Source organism: Rhodococcus sp. H36-A4, assembly GCF_027158005.1.
GTDB lineage: Bacteria > Actinomycetota > Actinomycetes > Mycobacteriales > Mycobacteriaceae > Rhodococcoides.
Genome location: NZ_JAPVLQ010000005.1, coordinates 152,568 through 173,616, shown reverse-complemented (window position 1 = coordinate 173,616; position 21,049 = coordinate 152,568). Strand labels below are relative to the sequence as shown.

Sequence of the window (21,049 nt, the reverse complement as noted above, 5' to 3'; positions counted from 1 at the left end):
GTAATAATTCACCGATCGCCACCGAGTTCGGCTCGATACGCTTGGAGTCTGTCGGCGAGCAGAATGGGCTGCGACAGTGCGGCCAAGTGCCCACCGGGCATGTCGTCGAGTTCTATTCCGAGCCGTTCGGTGACAACTCTTCGCTGGAACTCGATCGGAAAGAAACGGTCCTCCGCACCTTGCAGGAAACGCGTCGGGACATCGGGCCACTGCGTCGTCGGGTATGGAAGGACGAACGGGCCGTCGGATTGTTCGGGAGCACCACGCCGCATGGCCTCGGCAGTGACCTCAGGTGGAACGTCGTGAAAGAAGACGTCGGCAACCAGATCCTCGGTGTCGAACGAGCGGCCCTCGCGCTGCGCCTGTTCGGCACGCGCTTGCTGCGACCCCGTCGACTCCCACCACTGACCCGGTGACTCACCGGACTTCGGCGTCATCGCATTGAGCAGGACGATCATCGAGACTTCTGTTCTTCCCGCGACGAGGGGTGCGGTGAAGCCACCGAGCGATTGCGCAACGAGAACGTCGGTACCTACGCCACCCATCGCGGTAAGGACTGTGTCGGTGTACTCGAGCAGGCCTGCGTCCGGGTCGCCGGCCGGAAGGGTCACCGCGACGACGTCGTAGCCTCGTCGTACCAACTCCGCTTCCACTAGATGCCAGTACCAACCGTCGCCGCCCGCACCTGGAATCAAGACGAAATCGTGCATCGACTTCTCCTGCCGTTTGCGGAGATATTCTAGCGGCTGACCGCGCTACGCGCTGTGTAGCAACGACAAAACCCGCCCGCCGAAGTTCCGCTCCCGGTCGGGGAGAAGAAGCTTCGGCGGACGGGCAGTGGAGAGCTACAGCTGAGTTCTACGGTGCGCGGTGCTCGCCACCACGCGGGTCGTTCGGCAGGTGCTCGTCACCACGAACAACCTCTTCACCGCGAACGACCTTGTCATCACGAACAGCGCTGTCACCACGAACAACACTGTCTTCGTTGCCTGCTGCGCGGTCCGGGCGCACGTTGCCGTCGCGGACTCCCCCGTCGCCAACTGTGCTCTCACGAGCCGTGCCGTCATGAACTGCACCCTCATGGCGACCGGTTCCGTGATGGCCGGCGTCATGCTGTCCGGCATGAGTGGCGTTCGGTGCGACCATCTTCTCGGCGGACGCCTTGTCGACACTGCCCGACTTGTTGGTGCCGGTCTTGGTGTTCACATCCGGATCGATCTTATTGGCGCGGGCGTACTCTGCATCCAGTTCGTCGCGGGAGCTTGCAGCATCACCCAGGTGGGTTTCGGCCTGCAACGACAGACGGCGAGCTTCGGCCGCCTTGGCCTCGGCATCGGCCTGCGAGCGGCGGGCTTTCGCGGCGCTCTCGTCGGCAATCGCCTGGCGCTCCTCGACCTGTACGGACTTTTCGGCGGCCTTCTCACGAATACGCTCGGCTTCCACGCGTCGGCCGGATTTTTGCTTCCGGGCGAGCGCCAAAACAATCGCGACGATGAGCAGCACTACTACGACGGCAATCACTATCCATACTGCAGTGTTCATTTCTAGCCCCCAACTGTAGGTGTGGCCCCTTGAGTACCCGACGACGACGGCAATAAACGAAAAGTCCGGTTTTTCTCCCTGTTCTCGGCTTCCACCAGCAGCGCAGTAGTCGCACTCGTCACCGAAACAGAATGTCTTCGATTCCGTCGAACCATGACGGCGCTGCTGCGGTGAATTCGGGCGCACTGAGCCTGCCCGCGCCTTCCGGTAGGCGGCCCAGCAATGCGGTCGACGTCACCTCGGGTAGTTCGTCGAGGTTCGTGACAGCCGCTGCATCGGGCGTGCACGGCCATGAACCGATCACCAGGCCCGCGCACCACACACCGGCTGTTTCGAGCGCAGCCACCGTGAGAGCGGAATGATTGAGCGTTCCCAACCCGGCTCCGCAGACGACGAGGACCGGGGCACCTACTCTGCGAGCGACGTCGACAAGTGTGAATCCGCCGATTCCCAGGCGTACGAGCAGCCCACCTGCGCCCTCGACGAGCACCACGTCGGCGTCGAGGGCGCTCACGGCACCGCAGACGTCGTCGAGTCCCAGTAGCGGCATCGAGCTGCGACGAGCCGCGACGTCGGGTGCCAGGGGTTCGGGGTAGCGGGCCAGTTCCAATAGATTGTCGACACCGGTGAGTCGAGAAATTTCCTCGAGGTCGCCGGGTGCGCCGGGTGCGACACCGGTCTGTGCGGGTTTACACACCGCAACAGAGCGTCCCGACGCTCGTACTGTCGCCGCGAGTGCCGCGGTTACGATGGTTTTGCCGACGTCGGTGGACGTTCCGGTGACCAAGAGAACGCTCACAGTAGTGATCGGTTCAGCACGGATCCCAGGACTTCGCGAACGACGGTGAGATCGTCCTCGGTCAGCGTGGCCCGTGCGGTGAGACGCAACCGCGAGGTGCCCTCGGGGACCGACGGTGGACGAAAGCAGCCGACGTGCACGCCTTGGCTGCGGGCGTACTGCGCGGCCTCATAGGCTTCGATCGCATCCCCGAGTACGACCGACACGACGGCCGATTCCGGTTCCGCCACTCCTACGATGTCGGCCAAATCCTGCGCCCGCTCACGCACTGCGACTGCGCGCATAGGTTCGCGGAGTAGCACAGCGAGAGCGGCTCGAGATGCCGCGACGGCCGCCGGTGCGAGTGCAGTGTCGAAGATGAACGGCCTGGCGACGTCGATGAGGTGCTCCCGCACTGCGGGCGGGCCCAGAACCACCCCGCCCTGGGAGGCGAGCGCCTTGGACAGCGTGGCCGTGATGACCAAATCCGGCCTGCCGTGAAGACCGAGTTCGTGCACCAGCCCACGTCCGCCGTCTCCCCGGACACCGAGGCCGTGTGCTTCGTCGACGATCATCAGAGCGGAGTACTTGCGGCACAGTGCATGTAGTTCGGTCAGCGGCGCGAGGTCGCCGTCGGCGCTGAAGACCGAGTCGGTGACGAGGAGCGCTCGCTCTTCCTGCCTGGTCTGCAGCGTCCGCTCGACTGCGCTGAGGTCGGCTCGGTCGAATACCTCGATTCGAGCGCGCGAGAGCCTGCAGGCATCGACGAGTGAAGCGTGGGAGGCCGAGTCGGACATCACGAGTGCGCCACGCCCCGAAAGTGCCGACACCACAGCGAGATTCGCGGTGTATCCCGAGGAGAACACCAGCCCCGATTGCGCGCCGACGAAGGCTGCGAGTTCGGATTCGAGCTCACAGTGCAGCGTCGTCGTGCCGGTGACAAGTCTCGATCCGGTCGAGCCGGTTCCCCAGTCACGCACGGCAGCGCAGGATGCGTCGACAACTTCGGGGTGTCGGACCAGGCCGAGGTAGTCGTTCGACGCGAGATCGATGACCGAGTCGTCCTGACGGCGCGCGATGGGCGTCCGATGTAACCCGAGCGTTCGACGGGTGTTCGCTGCTTCGGTCAGCCAGTCGAGTGTCCTCACCCGAGAGACCATACTTGAACAGTGTTCAAGTTGCTGAGGCGATAGCCACCATTGCCGTCGCAATGCGCTCGACGTCCTGCTTCTCGCACACGTACGGCGGCATGGCATAGACCAGCCTACCGAATGGGCGAAGCCAAACACCATGAGCCACAGCTATATCCGTCGCTCGCTGCATGTCGACGGGTTCTCTCATCTCGATCACCCCGATCCCGCCTCGCACTCGGACGTCGGCAACTCCGGGCAGTGCCTGCGCCGGCGCCAAACCCGAGCGCAGACCAGATTCGAGTGCAGCAACCTCCGAACGCCAGTCTCTGGTGAGTAGTAGTTCGACGGCTGCAACCGCGACCGCACACGCCAACGGATTCGCCATGAACGTCGGGCCGTGCATCAAGCCACCGGCCTCGCCTGCACTGATGACCTCCGCGACCTCCGAAGTACACAGGGTGGCTGCCAGAGTCATGTACCCGCCGGTCAAAGCCTTCCCGACGCACATGACGTCCGGGGCAACACCTGCATGTTCGGCCGCGAAGAGCGCACCGGTTCGACCGAAACCAGTGGCGATCTCATCGAACACCAGCAAAACATCGTGGTCGTCGGCCATCCGCCGCAACTCGGCGAGGTAGCGCGGATCATGGAACCTCATCCCGCCTGCACCCTGTACTACCGGTTCGACGACGATCGCTGCGATCTCGTCTGCGTTGCTCGCGAGAATCTTCTCGAACAGTTCGACGTAGTCAGGATCGAATTCGCTCGGCGGTACGGGAGCGAAGATCTGGGCATTGAGCACGTCGGTCCACAGCGTGTGCATCCCGCCGTCGGGATCGCAAATGCTCATCGGCGCGAAAGTGTCCCCGTGATAGCCGCCGCGCCAGGTCAACAATCGGCTCTTGCGTGGCAGACCGCGACTGCGCCAGAACTGAATACACATCTTGACCGCGACCTCGACCGAGACCGACCCGGAATCGGCGAAGAACACCTTGTCGAGGCCATCCGGGGTGATCGACACCAGAAGTTCCGCGAGCCGAGCGGCCGGTTCGTGGGTAAGTCCACCGAACATGACGTGACTCATCTTGCCCAGCTGGTCCCGCACCGCCGCGTCCAGCACCGGATGGCGATATCCGTGCACGGCCGCCCACCACGAGCTCATGCCGTCGACCAGCTCGCGGCCGTCGCTCAGTCGCAACCGGACGCCGGCTGCACTCTCCACGACGAGTGGTGCGGTCGAGGCGGGAAAGCCGCCGTACGGGTGCCAGACGTGCGCGGCATCGGTTCGCAGAATCTGTGAGGTATCGATGCGCCGACCCTAAAGGACCGATAGGTGCGGGAGGTCCTGCGGTGCGGCCGAAATTATCTGTGGCCTTCCTGACCCTTCACTCCCGGCTCGGCGACCGAAAGGTTACCGTCGAGTATGGCAACCACATCTGAGCACCTTCGCAACACCTTGGACGGCCGCTGGCGTGATGTGAAGAACGAGGCCCGCAGGCAACTCGTTCGAGACGAGTTCCGTCCGCATTACACCCCGAACACCGTGATCGCTCGAACCAAAGCTTTGGAACAAATGAAGCTGCTTGCTCGAAACGGCGTAGCCGAAGACGGTTTCAAGAAGGAACACGGCGGCGGCGGAGACGTCGGCGGAGCAGTGACGATGATCGAAATGCTCGCCATGTCGGACCTGTCACTGATGGTCAAAGCCGGAGTGCAATGGGGACTGTTCGGCGGAGCCATCGAAAACCTCGGCACCGAACGCCATCACGAGGCCTACGTGCGGCGTCTCATCGACCTCGATCTGCTCGGCTGCTTTGCGATGACGGAGACCGGCCACGGCAGCGACGTGCAGGCCCTCGAGACCACCGCGACGTACGACGCCGAGGCCGGCGAATTCGTCGTACACTCCCCCACTCCGTCCTCACGCAAGGACTACATCGGCGGCGCAGCCGAAACTGCAACCGTCGCAGCAGTATTCGCGCAGTTGATCACCGCAGGACCGGGCGAGGAGCCGGAAGGACACGGAGTCCACTGCTTCTTCGTTCCGTTGCGCGACGAGAACGGCGCGGACCTCCCCGGAGTTACGACGAGCGACTGCCAGTACAAAGGCGGTCTCCCCGGAGTCGACAACGGACGCATCATGTTCGACCACGTCCGCATTCCGCGCGACAACCTGCTCAACAAGTACGCCGACGTCGCCGCGGACGGCACGTACTCCTCTCCTATCGAGAACTCGAGTCGACGCTTCTTCACGATGCTCGGCACGTTGATTCGTGGTCGCGTCACCGTCGGTGGCAGCGCGGCCGCCGCTGCTCGCGTCGCCCTGGATATCGCGACGCAATATGCACTGCAGCGCAGGCAGTTCACGGCACCGGATTCCGAAGAAGAAGTCCTCATCATGGACTACCTGGTGCATCAACGTCGACTGTTCCCACTGATCGCCAAGTCCTATGCGTTGCAATTCGCTCAGAACGAGCTCGTGGCGAAGATGCACGAGCTTCAGACGAGTGACGACCCGGATCCGGAGGAGCAGCGCGAGCTGGAGTCCCGCGCGGCAGGGTTGAAGGCGGCGAACACCTGGCACGCGACCACCGCGATTCAGGAAGCGCGCGAAGCCTGCGGTGGCGCAGGCTATCTCGCGGAGAATCGGCTCATCTCACTCAAAGCGGACACCGATGTGTTCACCACGTTCGAGGGTGACAACCACGTGTTGACGCAGCTCGTCGCGAAGGAATTGCTCACTGCCTACGCCGACGACGTGAAAAGCATGAGCCCGGTCGAGTGGGTTCGCTTCGCCGCGGAGTTCGCCGGCGACCGCGTGATCAAACGCACTGCAGCACAGACGATCATCCAGACCATCCTCGACTCCCGCCAGGACAACGAGGAAGAGGGATCGCTGTTCAATCGCGGCACGCAGGTAGGCATGTTCGAGGATCGCGAGAACTATCTACTGTCGACGGTCGCACGGCGCCTGCAGAAGAACTCGAAGGAAATGAGCGCGTTCGACGCCTTCAACTCCGTCCAGGACCATGTGTTGCACGCGGCGCGCGCGCACATCGATCGGATCGTTCTCGAAGCGTTCTGCGCCGGCATCGACTCGTGTGAGGACGAGGCAGCCAAGAAGATTCTCGAGCAGGTATGCGATCTCTATGCACTCTCCGTCATCGAGGAGGACAAAGCCTGGTTCGTCGAGCACCGCTATCTGTCGACGGAGCGTTCGAAGGCCGTCACCCGCGGGATCAACGAGCGGTGCCGCTCGCTGCGTCCGCATGCACTCGAACTGGTCGAGGGCTTCGGCGTTCCGGAAGAACTCCTCGGCGCCGCCATGCTCGGCCATCCGGGCGCGGGGAGCGACGAGGAGTCTGCAGATCATCCGAGCAAGGCTCACGCGAGCTGACGCCGCCGTGAGTGGGGACCATCGCCGGGTGCGCGGTGGTCCCCCGGTGTGTCAGCGGGGAGAGATGGGCGTCACCGGGGAAAGATGCGCAGCACCTTGTCTTCCGAGCCGTTGTCGGTGGTGAGCAGAATCGAACCGTCGGGCAGGCTCGTGGCCGAGCGGAGTCTGCCGTACTCGTTCTCGAGCGCAACGGCATGCTGAGCGACCCCGGTACCATCGTCCGTCAGCTTCAGAAAAACTAGCTTCCGGCCCTGTTGACTGGGGAGGACAGCTGCGCCGTTCCACTCGCCCCACGCTGCGCCATCGGCGAATGTCAGCGCCGGTGTCGCAATGGTCGGTGATCCCGAACTCCAGACCGCAGCGCGTGCACCCGGCACACGATCGGGGTCGGTCATCTCCACCGACTCGTCGTAGATTCCCGGCTCGCGATCCGGCTTGTATCCGTAGTTTCCGCCGGGAACCACAAGGTTCAGTTCGTCGTCTCGGCTCGTGCCCTGCTCCACCTCGTACAGGGTGTCGGTGCCGGGTGCGAATGCCAGGCCCTGCACGTTGCGATGTCCGAGTGTGTACACGCGGCCGGGTGCGTCCGCGGCGGGCGAGCCGTCGGCTTCGATGTGAAGCACTTTGCCGCCGAGCGAAGTTCGGTCCTGCGGGACAGTCGGGCTCGCGGTATCCCCGGTTCCGACGAACAGCGAACCGTCTTCGGCAGCCAGGATTCGGCAACCGCCATGACGGCCGTTCTCGGCGACCGGAATACCGTCGAGCACGGTCGCGACCCGCGTCAATTCCGTCCAGGCCGCGTCCACGGACCAGCTGACGACGGCGATGCGGTTCCCCTCGGCGCCGCCCGAACTGTCCATTCCAGCGTCCTCGCCGAGGACGCCTTGGCAGGTGTACAACGTTCTGGATGAGGAAAAATCCTGTGCCAGTTCGATTCCCATCAAACCGGTTTCACCCTCGGCATAGAGATCGCCGAGATCGGCCTCGAGGTCCGCCACCGATCCGTCCGCACGCTTGACGATAAATCGACCCGACCGTTCGCCGGTCAGGATTGCGCCATCCGGTGCCGCCACCACATCCCACGGCCTGCTCAGCCCGTCCAGTTCGGTCGTCACATCCAGCGCAGGTGCCACGCTGTCCTCTCGGGCAACCGATCCGGACGAACAGGCCAGCGTCATCGTCATGATCGACACAAGAATTCCGGAACCGGACAGCAGCTTGTTCATCCCACTGTGCCCGATGGTCCGCCCGCGTAGCCGATTCATTCTCAGGTAACCGATCGGGTGCCGTTCGCTCATCAGGACGCGAGTGTATATCCCGCTTCGGTGACCGCGGCAGCGATGGCCGCCGCGTCGATGTCCCGATCACTGGTGACGACAACTTCACCGCTGGCGAAGTCGACGTCCACGCCGCTCACGCCTCCAAGTTCGGATATCTCCTCGGAGACCGATGCGGCGCAATGCTGGCAGGTCATTCCTTCGACGATGTATTTGTTCTGCATGTGTTCACCTTTCCGGGTGGGGAATCAGGATCGGACGAGTCGCGCGATCGCGTCGGACGCTTCTTTGACCTTGGCGTCTGCCTCGGGGCCACCTTTGCGTGCCGCCTCGACGACGCATCCGGCGAGGTGCGCGTCGAGCAGTTTCAGCGACACCGACTGCAACGCTTTTGTAGCCGCAGACACCTGAGTGAGTACGTCGATGCAGTAACGATCCTCGGTGACCATCCGCGAAATGCCCGCAACTTGTCCCTCGATACGCCTGAGCCTCTTCAGCAAGTCGTCTTGTTCAGTGGAATAGCTGCTCATAACCCGAGCATACCCCTACCGGGTATACAGCGGTGGCGGAAGGAGTCGCCGAAGCCCATCGATCAGCAGCAATCCTGCGACGAGAACACTCACGGCACTCAGCGCGATCCACGGCCCGGCATAACGGGTGGAGACATACTCGGGCTCACCGTTGCCGGCCGCGGCGACCACCGTCTCGGTCACACCCGCGTTCCAACACAAGACCGCGAGAGCTACGACTATCACCGCGGAGACGGTCTCGGCAATCGCAAGTCCCCGGATCACGAGTACTCGATCAGTGCATGCTCGAGTGCTGCCCGCAGGGCGTCGTCGTCCTTCGCCCATGCTTGCACGAGCGCCCCGCCCTTCATCCGAAGACCTATCGCGGTGCGTCGACGAGGCACCGAATGCACTTCACCGAGCACTCGCGCTGTCTCCCACTTTTTCGGTTCGTAGTCGCCATCGGAGTAATCGATCGGCGGCAGCACCTCGTCGATGTCCGAGATGTCCAGGGTCTCGGTCCCCTGCCGTAAGTACTGGGGCGTCACCGCGACGCTGACATGCCTGCGCGCGGCGCTGACCTGAACGTAGGTGAACCCGACCAGGATGAACGCAAACAACGCCAGAGCGAACCAGTGAACAACGGGGCCGGTCAAGAGTTCGATCACCAACGCCAGCACACAGAACAGCGGCCCCCACAGCAGTGCTCGCCAGCGAGCGCCTTCTTCATCGAACAGCAATTCCATATCAGGCAACGGCGAACCGGACTCGAATCCATTGGTCACTGCGCAAGCGCCCCGGGTCGGAGGCGTCAGCTACTGACGACAGCGGGCAGGACGATCGCGATCGCCGCGAGGATGCCCATGGTCACTACGAGGCCGATCATCAGCAACTCCAACCGCATGCTGTGATTCACACGCTCGGTGCGATCGACATGCGGCGTGTGCCTGACCTCGGTCCGAACCTGCATACGACTCCCCTGACCGCTGATTGTGATGGCTGTCACGCTAGCTCAGGAGGTCGTAGAAGACAAAACCACAGGTCATCCGGCGCTGAATCCGAGCGCCATGATGAACACCGCGACGGATACCGCCAGCAAAAGCCCGAGAAGCGCCCAGGGCTTACCGCGCTCTTGCTCGCCCTCGCGGACTTCCGGTTGCGTCATGTTGGATCCGATCACTCGAGGACAGTACCGAGTGATGCTATTCACATGATCTGCGAGTGGCGCAAGTGACACGCCGACATTCACTTCTTGCGTGAAGCGAGAAAATACTCGTTGGATTCCTTGCGGTGCATCAGATAAATCGCACCCGCTGCGAGGACACCCTGCGCGATACCCGCAACCGCCATCGACAGCGACAACGCACCGTCGGCGGAACCGAGTCCGAACAGCTGAGGCAAGGCAAGAACCACTGTCACCGTCCCGATCATCGTCAGGACCACCCGCGCCCACATCCGGCCGAGCCGCATCTTGTTCACCCAGAACAAGAACAGCGCTCCGAAACCCACTCCGAGGAAGACCATCAAGACGAGCGCTGCGGTCAGGTAACTCTCGGCCGACTCCGCCGTCAGCGGCATGGACGGTTGCTGGAGCGCCACATCGTCGACGAGTTGCTGCGCGAAGATCGACTTGTCGCCGTAGACGACAACGAGCGTCATCAGCAACTCGAGCATTCCCAGGAGCGCTACACCCCACCACAGATGCCGCGAAGTCTCGACGTCCACCGGCGCCGGTCGTTGGATGGATTCGAGCGGCAGTGAATCGAACGACGGAATCTTCAGCGACGGCGGGCCATGTTCGGCCTCCCAGCGCTCCCAGTCCGGCGGTGGCCGGGGACTATCGCCTTCGGGCTGCGATGGATCGGTCATCTCTCACCATGCTCGGTCATAGCCACCCAGCTGCTTCCGTAGCCCAATAGGTCAACACCACATCGGCGCCGGCCCTTCGAATACTGGTCAGGGACTCCACTATTGCCTCGTCGCGATCGATCCAACCGTTCTGCGCGGCCGCGGTGATCATCGAGTACTCACCTGAAATCTGATATGCGGCAACGGGAACCGGAGAAATATTGGCGATGTCTCGCAAAATATCCAGATACGACATAGCTGGTTTGACCATCACCATGTCCGCCCCCTCCGCCAAGTCGAGCTCGACTTCGTGGGCAGCTTCGCGGCGATTCGCCGAATCCTGTTGGTAGGTACGCCGATCGCCCTGTAGCGAAGACCCTACCGCCTCCCGGAAAGGTCCGTAGAAGGCCGAGGCGTATTTGGCGGAATAAGCGAGCTGTCCGACGGCATCGTGGCCTGCCGCGTCCAGGCCTTCGCGGATCGCAGCTACTTGCCCGTCCATCATTCCGCTCGGCCCCAGTAGATGCGCGCCGGCATCTGCCTGCGAGAGTGCCATCTCGACGTACCGTGCCAGCGTCGCATCGTTGTCCACGACGCCGTCGGCGGTCAGTACGCCGCAATGTCCGTGATCGGTGAATTCGTCCAGGCACGTGTCCGCCATGATCACGGTCGAGTCGCCGAGATCGGCTTTCAGACGCCGAAGCCCACGATTGAGGATTCCGCCGGGGTCACTTGCTCCGGACCCGTCGGCGTCCTTGTCCTCGGGGCGCGGCACACCGAACAGCATCAAACCACCTACGCCCGCCGCCACTGCCTCTTCTGCGGCAACGCTCAGCGAGTCGAGCGTGTGCTGAAAGACACCGGGCATCGAGGAAATCTCGCGCGGCTCACTCAGCCCGTCCGCCACGAACATAGGCAGCACCAGATGCCGCGCTTGCAAAGACGTTTCAGCCACCAACCGACGCAACGCCGGAGTCCGGCGCAGTCGGCGTGGGCGGTCTACGGGAAACAACTGTACGGGCCCTCCTTCGTCGGGCAGCTGCGTCGAAACAGCTCTACCGGAGCTATTTCCACGCAGCTTGGGCGTCAGCGCCTGCGACTCTTCTTACGCGGGGGCGGCAATGCACCTTCGGCGCGCAGACGAGCAGCATGCTCGGCCAGTGCCTCGATGAGTGGACCGACCTGTGCGGTCTCCGGCTGCACGTCGACCCGAAGACCGAACTCGACAGCAGTCTCTGCCGTCTTCGGACCGATGCACGCAACGAGCGTGCGTGCGTGCGGCTTCCCAGCGATACCGACGAGATTTCGAACAGTCGAACTCGATGTGAAGCACACCGCGTCGAACCCTCCGGTCTTGATCATCTCGCGGGTCTCGGCGGCAGGCGGCGCAGCACGCACGGTTCGGTAGGCAGTGACATCGTCGATCTCCCACCCGCGCTCACGAAGTCCTTCGGCCACCGTTTCGGTAGCGATGTCGGCACGCGGCAACAGAACCCGATTGACCGGGTCGAACACCTCGTCGTACGGCGGGAAGTCCTCGAGAAGACCGAGGGAGGACTGCTCTCCCGAGGGCAGCAGTTCGGGGTTGATTCCGAACGACCGAACCTTCTCCGCCGTCGCTTCGCCGACACACGCGATCTTCACACCCGAAAATGCACGGGCATCGAGACCGAACTCTTCGAACTTCTCCCACACGGCGCGTACTGCATTGGTCGAGGTGAAGACGACCCACTGGTATCTGCCGTCGACCAGGCCCTTGACCGAGCGCTCCATCTGAGCCGGGCTACGTGGAGGTTCGACGGCTATGGTCGGAACCTCGATCGGGATGGCGCCGTGCGTCACGAGACGATCGCTCATCTCCCCTGCCTGGTCCTTGGTACGTGGCACCAGAACGGTCCAGCCGTACAGTGCGCGAGACTCCCACCAGGACATCTTGTTTCGCCCGGAAACGACCTTGCCGACGGTGACGACGAGCGAACCGACGAGCTCACTGCCTGCATCGTTCAGCGTGGCGAGGGTGGCTTCTACGGTGCGCTGCTGACGTGTCGTGCCCCGGACCGTGATGGCCGCGGGTGTCTGTGGCGCGAGACCGTGTTCGACGAGTGCACTGGCCGTCTCGGCCAGATGCCCCGACGTCGCGTGCAGTACGAGCGGCCCGGGTGCGGCAGCAAGCGCCGCCCAGTCGACCTCGCCTCGGACGTCGGCCTCGGTGTGTCCGGAACCCAACGCCATTCCGGCGTAGCTCGGCACCGCTGAACCCGACGGCAGTCCGGGAAGAACCTCGAACTGAACGTGTGTGCGTGCAACGGCGTTGACCTCGGCTATGACCGAGTCGGTGGTCAGCGGATCCCCGGACACCAGGCGCACGACATCGTGGCCGTTCTTCGCCTCGGCCAGAAGGGTTTTGGCGACCTCGGCAGGCTCACCGAGGGCCGGTCGGACATCGACTCCGGTCTCGCCTGTTTCAGGGTCGCGCGGAAGATCGTGTCCGACGAGCGCGATAACGCCCTTGTCGACATCTGGATCGGTGAACGCGAGTTCGGCAGAGCCGAGTACTTCGCGGGCTCGGACCGTCAGCAGAGCTGGGTCACCCGGCCCCGATCCCACGAAAAGGATCCGTCCGTTGGCATTCTTGCGGACTGGGCTCATCGGTTGTTCTCCAGTGCTTTCTTGTGTGGGTGCTGCAGTTCGATCGAGGTTGCGGGGCCCCGCTTCGGGATCAGCCGTGCAGTGGCGATGGATTCGCCGCGGACCGGGGGGCGAGAGGCCCTGCTTTTGGCGCGTCCGCGAACCGGTGTGGTGATCGACCTAGACATGAGATGTTCCCCCGGAGGGTGCAGAAGTTGTAGCTGCCGGCTCGGTTATGTCGACCAGTCTTCGGGCGCCGAGATCGAGCATCTCGCGGGCCAGGTCACGGCCCAGCTCCTCTGCATTGTCGGTGGCACCGACGATCGACGCGCGAATGGAATCGCTACCATCGAGGGCTGCCACGCAGGCACGCAGTGACAGCTCTTCGAAGACGTGGCCGCTCTCGTCGATGGACTCCACTATGTCGGCGATGGCGCCGACCGGAGCCGAACATCCTGCTTCGAGTTCGGCCAGCAGACCACGCTCGGCGGCAACACAGGTGCGGGTGTTCTCGTCGTCGAGCGTGCGAATCGCCTCGATGAGGTCGGTGTCGGCGATCCTGCATTCGACAGCCAAGGCACCCTGCGCGGGTGCCGAGATCATCTGCACCGGATCGAGTGCTTCGGTGATGACGTCGAGCCTGCCGATCCGAGAGAGTCCGGCTCGCGCCACGACGACAGCGTCGAGCTCACCGGACGCCACCTTCCCGATACGAGTGTCGAGGTTGCCCCGTAGTGGCCTGACATCGAGACCCTGACCAAGTGCACGCAACTGCGCGGCACGACGCGGCGCAGACGTCCCGACGGTTGCTCCGACAGGTAGCTCGCCGAGTACCAGACCGTCACGAGCAACCAGCGCGTCGCGCGGATCTTCCCGCACGGGGATCGCAGCAATGACGAATCTTTCGTCGGGAGCGGTCGGCAGGTCCTTGTAGGAGTGCACGGCGATGTCGACCTTGCCGTCGGTGAGAGCCTCACGCAACGCCGCAGTGAACACGCCGACTCCGATGGTCTGCACCGGAGCGGCCGACATATCACCGGCAGTTTTGATGATCACGAGTTCTGCATCGAGACCTGCTGCGATCAGCCCACGCCGGACTGTATCGGCTTGGGTCGTTGCGAGCAGGCTTCCTCGTGTTCCGATTCTTACGACGGTCACCGCTGTGGTCCCTTCTTGCCGTCGATCCGGCTGGCAGTGAAATCGTCCACGAGTTCCATTCCATTGATCTCGATCGGGCTGGCGACAGCGTCGACCGTTCCCGGGCTCAGTTCGAACAACTCCCGCAGCGCTGCTGCATAGGAATCGCCGCCAGGGGTGGTGGCTAGTTGCTTGACTCGGACAGTGGGTGAATGCAGGAGCTTGTCCACGACGCGTCGCACTGTCCGGGCAACCTCGTCGCGCTGCGGCGAGTCCAGGCTGGGCAGTCGCGAATCGAGTCGCATGAGTTCTGCTTCGACGACCTCGGCTGCGCGCTGGCGTAGTGCCGTCACGGTCGGCGTCACCTCGGCGAGCCGTTGACCGGCGAGGTATCCGGAGAGCTCGGCGGAGACGATTTCGCGCGCCGCCGCAGCGTCGGAAGATGCCGCGCCTGCGGCCGGGTCCCGTTGCAGGGACTCCATGTCGAACACGCTGACGCCGGGTAGCCCTGCAACAGTGGGATCGACGTCGCGGGGCAGTCCGAGGTCGCAGATGGCGAGAAGTCGCCCTGGATCTCGCTGCGCAAGCGCGAGGTGTGCATCCGCGAGGGAGACGACAGCACCGACCGCGCCCGTACAGGTGACGAGCACGTCGCCGTCGGCCAGCGCAGCGGGGAGTTCGTCTAAATCCATCGCCGACGCGGAAACACCGGCGGACAATGCGGTTTGGGCGAGGTGCTCGGCGCGTTCCCGGGTGCGGTTGACGACGATCAGGCGACCGATTCCGGCACGTCCGAGATGTGCCACGGACAGTCCGCCCATCGCACCGGCGCCCACCACGACGGCGGTCTTTCCTTCGAGGCTTCCACCGAACATCGTCGCTGCACGGTCGATCGCAACCGAAACGACCGACGCACCAGCGGAATCGATTCCGGTCTCCGAGTGAACGCGCTTGCCGACGCGCAACGCCTGCTGCGCGAGTTCGTGGAGCACTCGACCGGACGCCTGCTGGTTGTCCGAGGCCGCGTACGCAGCGCGAATCTGTCCCAGAATCTGTTGTTCGCCGATGACCATCGAATCGAGGCCACTGGCGACGGCGAAAAGATGCTCGACGGCTGCTTCGCTGTATCGAACGTAGGCGTGCTGGGTCAGTTCCTGCACTTCCAGTCCGGAGTGCTCGGCAAGCACTTCCCCGACTGCGGTCAGAGCGCCGTGGAAAGCATCGACCACGGCGTAGACCTCGACGCGGTTGCACGTCGAGACCACCATGACTTCGGAGATGCTTCCGGTAGCCATGAGTTTGTCGGTAAGTTTCGGCCGATCCGTGTCGGTGACAGCGACACGTTCGAGAACTGCGACGGGAGCGCTACGGTGCGAAATCCCGACGAGAAGGACACTCACGGTGCAATCACCGATCCGTTTCTTGTCGAACTGCTAGGGCTGATGGCTCCGGTCAGTGAGCCGGGCGTCACTCGTGGTCCTCGGCTACGTCCGAGGCGCGGATTTCCGGACAGACTCGGTGATCCATGAGCTGCCTCGTTCCGCGAACTATTGAAAGACAGAACCTGCATTTCCACTGCCAGATCGACTCGACGCACCTCGACACTGTCCGGCACGTCGAGCATCACCGGGGAAAAGCTGAGGATGCACTCCACACCGCCCGCGACGAACGCGGAGGCAACACTCTGCGCGGCCGCGTCGGGGGTGGCGATCACACCGATGGTGGCTTCGAGCTCGCGACACGACTGTTCCAACAGGTCCACGTGTCGGACTTCGATTCCATCGATGTCGGTGCCGACTCTCTTCGCGTCCCGATCGAAGAGTCCGACCATCGTGAATCCGCGACGGCCGAAGCCTCCGTATCGCGCGAGTGCCTCACCGAGATTCCCGACACCGACGAGGACGACCTTGTGTCCGCGATCGAGACCGAGTGCGCTCTCGATCTTGGCCCGCAGGCGCATGACGTCGTAACCGACTCCACGCACGCCGTTAGGGCCGAGAAAGGAAAGATCCTTACGCAGTTTCGCCGAGCCGACACCCGCGGCGTTGGCCAGTTCTTCGCTCGATACGATGAGCACTCCGTCGTCGGCAAGAATTCCGAGGACCCGCAAGTAGGCCGCCAAACGCGTCACCGTAGCCTGTGGAATAACGCGTTCGACCCCAGCAGACCGTTCAACGGTCGCCGGTACAGCCGGGCGCTCTTCGGTCACGTTCATGGCTCCTCGTCCGAACGGCAGCGATGCCGGTCCTCACGCTGATCCTGATACATCCAGATCACGACTCTTTCGAGCATTGATATTGTTCGCCCCACGGTAACCGCTTGTGAACGAATGAACAAAGTCGCTGGATCCGTGCTAGAGGTGCCCTCACCTGCAAAGCGAGAGCAATCGCACGTTCTTAGGGTGCCCTGGTGACCGCCAGATCCGCTCGCAATCGTGGCTCGTCGACCTCCCAGTAGCTGTGTTCGCGCCCGTCGAGCAGCACCACGGGAACACGGTCTCCGTACTCCGCTCGCAGGTCAGGGTCGGTGACCGCTGCCTGATCCACATCGACCGCCGAGGGAACAATTCCGAAATCAGCACACACCGCTGTCAACTTCTCGAACGCGAGGACACAAGTGTGACAACCGGCGCGGGTGAGAAGAACCACGGAAGATTCATTGGAGCTCATCCCCCTACTGTCTCACCGCCGGGTGTAGAGACGAAGCTCACAGGCGCACCGGGTCCTCACGGGTGTGGATCGATCCCGCGCATACACGCTCAGCCACAGTGCCACGGAGTAGCACAGTGACACGGAGTAGCACAGTGACACGGACTAGGGTTGTGGCAGTGCTCGAGCAGGGAGGTGCGCAAGAAGATGAACGACGAGAACCCGAAAACGCCTGACATCAGCAGCGAAGATTCCGGCGATTCACACACACAGGTGTCCGATTCACACGATTCGGCAGCGCACGAGCCCAGGGTAGTAGCAAAGGCCGAGGTAGACAGGGCCCAGGTAGACAGGGCCGAGGTAGACAGGGCCGAGGTAGTACACGAGGACGAGGTAGTGCCGGACTTGCCGATAGCGGAGGTGCCGGACGCGGTCATGGTCGACACCCGGCAGCCCTCGGCCGACAAGCGCCGCAAACGTCGGTTCCGCAATCCACTCGGTCCTACCGACGCGGAGGTCCGCGCCAACGTCGCGGGAGAGGCGAGCGCCGACGCGGCACTGGCGCTCCAGCTCGACAGCGATGGCTCGGTGCCACTCGACCTGACCGCCGCAGCGTTCTTCGACGTCGACAACACGATGGTGCAGGGCGCGTCGATCATTCACTTCGCACGCGGCCTGGCCTCGCGAAAGTACTTCACCAGCGGCGATCTGGCCCAGTTCGCTTGGCAGCAAGTGAAATTCAGAGTCAGCGGCAAAGAGAACAGTGACGATGTAGCCAGTGGCCGAGAAAAAGCCTTGTCCTTCATCACCGGAAGATCGACCGCCGAACTGACTCGCCTGGGCGAGGAAATCTACGACGAGATGATCGCCGACAAGATTTGGCCGGGCACCGCCGCACTTGCACAGATGCACCTGGATGCGGGTCAGCAGGTCTGGCTGGTCACCGCTACGCCACTGGAGCTGGCTCAGATCATCGCCAAACGACTCGGCCTTACCGGTGCACTCGGAACCGTCGCCGAAAGCAAGGACGGGATCTTCACCGGCCTGTTGGTCGGAGATATTCTGCACGGCCTCGGCAAGGCTCACGCCGTTCGTACACTCGCCGTCCGCGAGGGCCTGAACCTCAAACGGTGCACCGCCTATTCCGACAGCCACAATGACGTCCCCATGCTGTCGCTGGTCGGCACGGCCGTCGCCGTCAATCCAGACGCGGACCTGCGAGAAGTGGCCAAGAACCGCGGCTGGGAGATCCGCGATTTCCGGACGGGGCGTAAGGCCGCGAGGATCGGGGTCCCGACCGCCCTTGCCATCGGTGCCGTCGGCGGCGGACTCGCTGCCGTGCTCGGTCGCCGTCGGGCTGCCTGACCCCGACGACAGACGTCACAGACTCAGTTGCATCAGTGTCAGGTCGAGCCATCGGTCGAATTTGACCCCCACTTCGGGGAGCTGTCCGACAGTGACGAAGCCGAATTTGTCGTGCAACGCGATAGAGGTGCTGTTGCCACTTTCGATAACCGCGATCATTGCGTGGATTCCTGTGGCACGGGCGCGCGCGATCAACTCCGCTAGCAGTGCGCTGGCAATGCCTAGGCGGTGAAAGTTTCTGTCCACGTAGACCGAGTGCTCGACCGTCAGCCGGTACCCACTTTTCGGACGCCACTGCCCGTACGACGCATACCCCGCGATAGAACCGTCGACGACCGCGGTCAGGACAGGAAATCCAGCTCGAAGTCGGCCGTCGAACCAGGTGATTCTTTCGTCGAGTCCCACTTCGGTCTCGTCCCAGATCGCCGTCGTGGTGGCGATGGCGTCGTTGTGAATGGCAAGTATCGACGGCAGGTCTTCGGTGATGGTGTCACGAATCAGCACCGCCAGGACTTTACAGAGCTACCCGAGGAAGACGTTGCGCCGCTTGGCGAGAAGTCGATAGAGCGTGTGCTGGATCGTTTCGCGAACGTGGTCGGTCAACTCGAAGAGCACCATCGGATCGTCCGAAGCTTGGGCTTCGTAGGAGTCGGTGTAGATGGGCTTACCGAACTCGATGTACCACTTCGACGGCAGTGGGATGAGACCGAGTGGGCCGAAGTGCGGAAAGAGTGGCGTGACCGGAAAGTACGGCATTCCCATCAGCCGAGCGAGGGTGGTGAGGTCGCCGATTTTCGGGTAGATCTCTTCCGACCCCACGATCGAGCACGGGATGATCGGGGCTCCTGTACGCAAAGCGGCCGATACGAAACCGCCGCGGCCGAACCGTTGCAATTTGTAGCGCTCACTGAACGGCTTGCCGATTCCCTTGAAGCCCTCGGGGAAGACCGCCGCTACCTCCCCCATGCGTAGCAGTCGCTCGGCATCGGGGTTGCAGGCGAGCGTGTGTCCCGCTTTGCGTGCGATCGATCCGACCCCGGGCATCTCGAATGCCATGTCGGCTGCCAACATTCGCAGCGGTCGGTGCGCAGGATGGTGATCGCGGACCGCGACGGATGTCATCAACGCATCGATCGGGATGACGCCGGCGTGATTGGCTACAACGAGTGCACCGCCGTCGTTCGGAATGTTCTCGATTCCCTTGACCTCGACGCGGAACCATTTGTCGAACAATGGCCGCAGCAGCGGAAGCCATACGGCATCGGCGAAGTGAGGGTCGTACCCGAATTCGTCGATCTGGTAGTCACCGGCGAGCCGACGTCGCAGGAACTCGGCAGTTCCGGCAATCTGATCGACCAACTTCTCCCTGATCGCGTCGATGGGTACGGAAACCGGAACCGTTGTCACCGCCGGTGTGGCTGTCACCGGCGGTGTGGCGATGGTCGGAGTGATGAGTGGCGTGGGCGGCCGGACCTCGGTGTACGAGGACGGGTGGCGGCTGCGACTTCGATCCACCCGGCTCTGGTCTGTGTTTCTCGCGGACGCCGTTCTACCGGACCCACCGCCGTGCAGCGGAATTACCTTCGCCACGTCGCTCACCTCCTTCGTCCCGGACTCGCGACGGTCAGTACCTTCGTCGACACTGCTGCACCGGCATCGACGATCGACAACAAGTGTTTCTCTGCGGCATCGACCCACTCGGTTTTGAGGACCGGACGCAGCGCTGCGCCGCGAACGAAGTCGTCGAATGCCTGCACGGTTGTCCACCGCGGTTCGAAACCGAGGTCGGATCTCATACGGGTCGTGTCGAGCCCGCAGCCGAAATGGAAATAGTCGAGTTGTTCGGTGGTGAACTCGCGCATCATGCCACCCATCAGTGCTCGACCTACGCTCTTGAACAACGCGAACGGCACGGGCGCTTCGATACGACCCGCCCGCCGGATAGCCTGAGAGAACATGATCGTTCCGTCGGCTCCGACGTTGAACGTGCCTGCCGGTCCGCCGATCGTGGCTCGCTCGAGCGCAGCCAAGGCGTCTTCTTCGTGCAGTAATTGCATGCGTGCATCGCGGCCGAGAATACTCGGGATGATCGGAGAGGTCATGTAACGGGAGATAGTCCCGTTGAGCCGTGGTCCGATCAGCGGTGCCATCCTCAAAATCGACACCGCGACGTCCGGACGGCGGCGGCCGAGCCCGCGGACGTAGCCCTCGATGTCGATGGTGTCCCGAGCGTAGGCGCCCTGCGGCGGACGCCGGGCACTCATCTCCTCGGTGAAATTGACCGGGTCCTTGGCACTGCACCCATAGACGGACGAGGAAGACCGCAGCACTACCTTCTGCACCGTCGGTGAGTTCTGGCAGACGGCGAAGAGTTGCATCGCACCGATGACGTTGAGATCCTTCATGGTCGCTCGACCGCCGGAACGGGGCGGTTTGGCAATGGTGGCGGCATGGACAACGGTGTCCACGCCCGCGCTGCGGACGATCTTGCCGATGAGCGGATTGCGGATGTCGGCGCGCACGAACTCGGCGCGGCCCATCTTGCGCAGCAGGTCTTTGCTCGGTGAGCACGTATCGACAGCGATGACGCGTTCGATCGATGGATTCTGCGCGAGCCGAGTAACGAGGTACCCCCCGAGAAAACGGCTTACACCGGTCACGAGGACCACTTTCGGCGCCGCGACGCCTCGATCGTTCGAGTTCACACACACCCCCAGGATTCGTGCCGCAACAAGCAGCCTACTGGAATCCAGCGAAGATGTGAGAGTACGAGAAATGGCACCCTGT

General features: G+C 63.1%; 24 protein-coding genes. 2 read left to right on the top strand and 22 right to left on the bottom strand.

The genetic code is table 11. The features are described from left to right. Nucleotides 1–8: 8 nt before the first annotated feature. The 5 genes from O1W68_RS15165 to O1W68_RS15145 all read right to left on the bottom strand — a co-directional run bounded on the left by O1W68_RS15165 (nucleotide 9) and on the right by O1W68_RS15145 (nucleotide 4,762). The gene (locus O1W68_RS15165; RefSeq protein ID WP_269304857.1) at nucleotides 9–710 is read right to left on the bottom strand and encodes an alpha/beta fold hydrolase; all 702 of its coding nucleotides are present in this window, start codon (nucleotides 708–710) and stop codon (nucleotides 9–11) included. Between the two features lie 148 nt (nucleotides 711–858). Then, the gene (locus O1W68_RS15160; protein ID WP_269304855.1) at nucleotides 859–1,503 is read right to left on the bottom strand and encodes a hypothetical protein; all 645 of its coding nucleotides are present in this window, start codon (nucleotides 1,501–1,503) and stop codon (nucleotides 859–861) included. Between the two features lie 157 nt (nucleotides 1,504–1,660). Then, nucleotides 1,661–2,341: a dethiobiotin synthase gene (gene bioD, locus O1W68_RS15155; protein ID WP_269304853.1), complete on the bottom strand. Its 681-nt coding sequence runs from the start codon at nucleotides 2,339–2,341 to the stop codon at nucleotides 1,661–1,663. Then, on the bottom strand, nucleotides 2,338–3,480 hold the full coding sequence (locus O1W68_RS15150) for an 8-amino-7-oxononanoate synthase (protein WP_269304851.1): 1,143 nt from the start codon (nucleotides 3,478–3,480) through the stop codon (nucleotides 2,338–2,340). The genes bioD and O1W68_RS15150 overlap by 4 nt, the downstream gene beginning before the upstream one ends. Nucleotides 3,481–3,493: 13 nt before the next feature. Further along, nucleotides 3,494–4,762, bottom strand: a complete 1,269-nt coding sequence (locus tag O1W68_RS15145; RefSeq protein WP_269305368.1) for an adenosylmethionine--8-amino-7-oxononanoate transaminase — start codon at nucleotides 4,760–4,762, stop codon at nucleotides 3,494–3,496. A 114-nt stretch (nucleotides 4,763–4,876) separates the two neighbouring features. Between O1W68_RS15145 and O1W68_RS15140 the strand changes: the two genes are divergently transcribed. Further along, a complete protein-coding gene (locus O1W68_RS15140) occupies nucleotides 4,877–6,850 on the top strand; it encodes an acyl-CoA dehydrogenase family protein (RefSeq protein ID WP_269304849.1) in 1,974 nt (657 codons plus the stop codon). 71 nt (nucleotides 6,851–6,921) lie between these two features. Here the strand turns inward: O1W68_RS15140 and O1W68_RS15135 are convergent, their stop codons facing one another. The 14 genes from O1W68_RS15135 to O1W68_RS15070 all read right to left on the bottom strand — a co-directional run bounded on the left by O1W68_RS15135 (nucleotide 6,922) and on the right by O1W68_RS15070 (nucleotide 16,918). Then, nucleotides 6,922–8,034, bottom strand: coding sequence for a PQQ-dependent sugar dehydrogenase (locus tag O1W68_RS15135; protein ID WP_269305367.1), 1,113 nt, complete (start codon nucleotides 8,032–8,034; stop codon nucleotides 6,922–6,924). A gap of 113 nt (nucleotides 8,035–8,147) precedes the next feature. Beyond that, complete coding sequence (locus O1W68_RS15130; RefSeq protein WP_269304847.1) at nucleotides 8,148–8,351, bottom strand: heavy-metal-associated domain-containing protein; 204 nt, start codon at nucleotides 8,349–8,351, stop codon at nucleotides 8,148–8,150. A 24-nt stretch (nucleotides 8,352–8,375) separates the two neighbouring features. After that, nucleotides 8,376–8,657, bottom strand: a complete 282-nt coding sequence (locus O1W68_RS15125; protein ID WP_136171136.1) for a metal-sensitive transcriptional regulator — start codon at nucleotides 8,655–8,657, stop codon at nucleotides 8,376–8,378. Between the two features lie 15 nt (nucleotides 8,658–8,672). Continuing rightward, nucleotides 8,673–8,921 (bottom strand): hypothetical protein, encoded by a 249-nt coding sequence (locus O1W68_RS15120; RefSeq protein ID WP_269304843.1) that lies wholly within the window; start codon nucleotides 8,919–8,921, stop codon nucleotides 8,673–8,675. Continuing rightward, nucleotides 8,918–9,391, bottom strand: coding sequence for a hypothetical protein (locus O1W68_RS15115; RefSeq protein ID WP_269305365.1), 474 nt, complete (start codon nucleotides 9,389–9,391; stop codon nucleotides 8,918–8,920). Before O1W68_RS15115 ends, O1W68_RS15120 begins: the two co-directional genes overlap by 4 nt. 56 nt (nucleotides 9,392–9,447) lie before the next feature. Next, nucleotides 9,448–9,642, bottom strand: coding sequence for a hypothetical protein (locus O1W68_RS15110; RefSeq protein ID WP_269304841.1), 195 nt, complete (start codon nucleotides 9,640–9,642; stop codon nucleotides 9,448–9,450). A gap of 36 nt (nucleotides 9,643–9,678) precedes the next feature. Next, entirely contained in the window at nucleotides 9,679–9,816 is a 138-nt protein-coding gene (locus O1W68_RS15105; protein ID WP_269304839.1) for a hypothetical protein, read from the bottom strand. Between the two features lie 65 nt (nucleotides 9,817–9,881). Beyond that, entirely contained in the window at nucleotides 9,882–10,505 is a 624-nt protein-coding gene (locus O1W68_RS15100; protein ID WP_269304836.1) for a hypothetical protein, read from the bottom strand. A gap of 16 nt (nucleotides 10,506–10,521) precedes the next feature. Continuing rightward, complete coding sequence (gene hemB, locus O1W68_RS15095) at nucleotides 10,522–11,496, bottom strand: porphobilinogen synthase (RefSeq protein WP_269304834.1); 975 nt, start codon at nucleotides 11,494–11,496, stop codon at nucleotides 10,522–10,524. A gap of 74 nt (nucleotides 11,497–11,570) precedes the next feature. Beyond that, a complete protein-coding gene (locus O1W68_RS15090; protein WP_269304833.1) occupies nucleotides 11,571–13,133 on the bottom strand; it encodes a bifunctional uroporphyrinogen-III C-methyltransferase/uroporphyrinogen-III synthase in 1,563 nt (520 codons plus the stop codon). Between the two features lie 159 nt (nucleotides 13,134–13,292). Beyond that, a complete protein-coding gene (hemC, locus tag O1W68_RS15085) occupies nucleotides 13,293–14,270 on the bottom strand; it encodes a hydroxymethylbilane synthase (protein ID WP_269304831.1) in 978 nt (325 codons plus the stop codon). Next, entirely contained in the window at nucleotides 14,267–15,649 is a 1,383-nt protein-coding gene (locus O1W68_RS15080) for a glutamyl-tRNA reductase (protein WP_269304829.1), read from the bottom strand. Before O1W68_RS15080 ends, hemC begins: the two co-directional genes overlap by 4 nt. Continuing rightward, on the bottom strand, nucleotides 15,646–16,464 hold the full coding sequence (locus tag O1W68_RS15075; protein WP_269304827.1) for a redox-sensing transcriptional repressor Rex: 819 nt from the start codon (nucleotides 16,462–16,464) through the stop codon (nucleotides 15,646–15,648). Before O1W68_RS15075 ends, O1W68_RS15080 begins: the two co-directional genes overlap by 4 nt. A gap of 181 nt (nucleotides 16,465–16,645) precedes the next feature. Continuing rightward, nucleotides 16,646–16,918: a glutaredoxin family protein gene (locus O1W68_RS15070; protein WP_269304825.1), complete on the bottom strand. Its 273-nt coding sequence runs from the start codon at nucleotides 16,916–16,918 to the stop codon at nucleotides 16,646–16,648. Nucleotides 16,919–17,332: 414 nt separating this feature from the next. Here O1W68_RS15070 and O1W68_RS15065 point away from each other — a divergent pair, with 414 nt between their 5' ends. Continuing rightward, the gene (locus tag O1W68_RS15065) at nucleotides 17,333–18,262 is read left to right on the top strand and encodes an HAD family hydrolase (protein ID WP_269305363.1); all 930 of its coding nucleotides are present in this window, start codon (nucleotides 17,333–17,335) and stop codon (nucleotides 18,260–18,262) included. A 15-nt stretch (nucleotides 18,263–18,277) separates the two neighbouring features. Here the strand turns inward: O1W68_RS15065 and O1W68_RS15060 are convergent, their stop codons facing one another. The 3 genes from O1W68_RS15060 to O1W68_RS15050 are packed head-to-tail and all read right to left on the bottom strand — an operon-like array spanning nucleotide 18,278 to nucleotide 20,973. Beyond that, entirely contained in the window at nucleotides 18,278–18,766 is a 489-nt protein-coding gene (locus O1W68_RS15060) for a GNAT family N-acetyltransferase (RefSeq protein ID WP_269304823.1), read from the bottom strand. Between the two features lie 18 nt (nucleotides 18,767–18,784). Beyond that, complete coding sequence (locus tag O1W68_RS15055) at nucleotides 18,785–19,861, bottom strand: lysophospholipid acyltransferase family protein (RefSeq protein WP_269304821.1); 1,077 nt, start codon at nucleotides 19,859–19,861, stop codon at nucleotides 18,785–18,787. Beyond that, on the bottom strand, nucleotides 19,858–20,973 hold the full coding sequence (locus O1W68_RS15050; protein ID WP_442972377.1) for an NAD-dependent epimerase/dehydratase family protein: 1,116 nt from the start codon (nucleotides 20,971–20,973) through the stop codon (nucleotides 19,858–19,860). The genes O1W68_RS15055 and O1W68_RS15050 overlap by 4 nt, the downstream gene beginning before the upstream one ends. Between the last annotated feature and the right edge of the window lie 76 nt (nucleotides 20,974–21,049).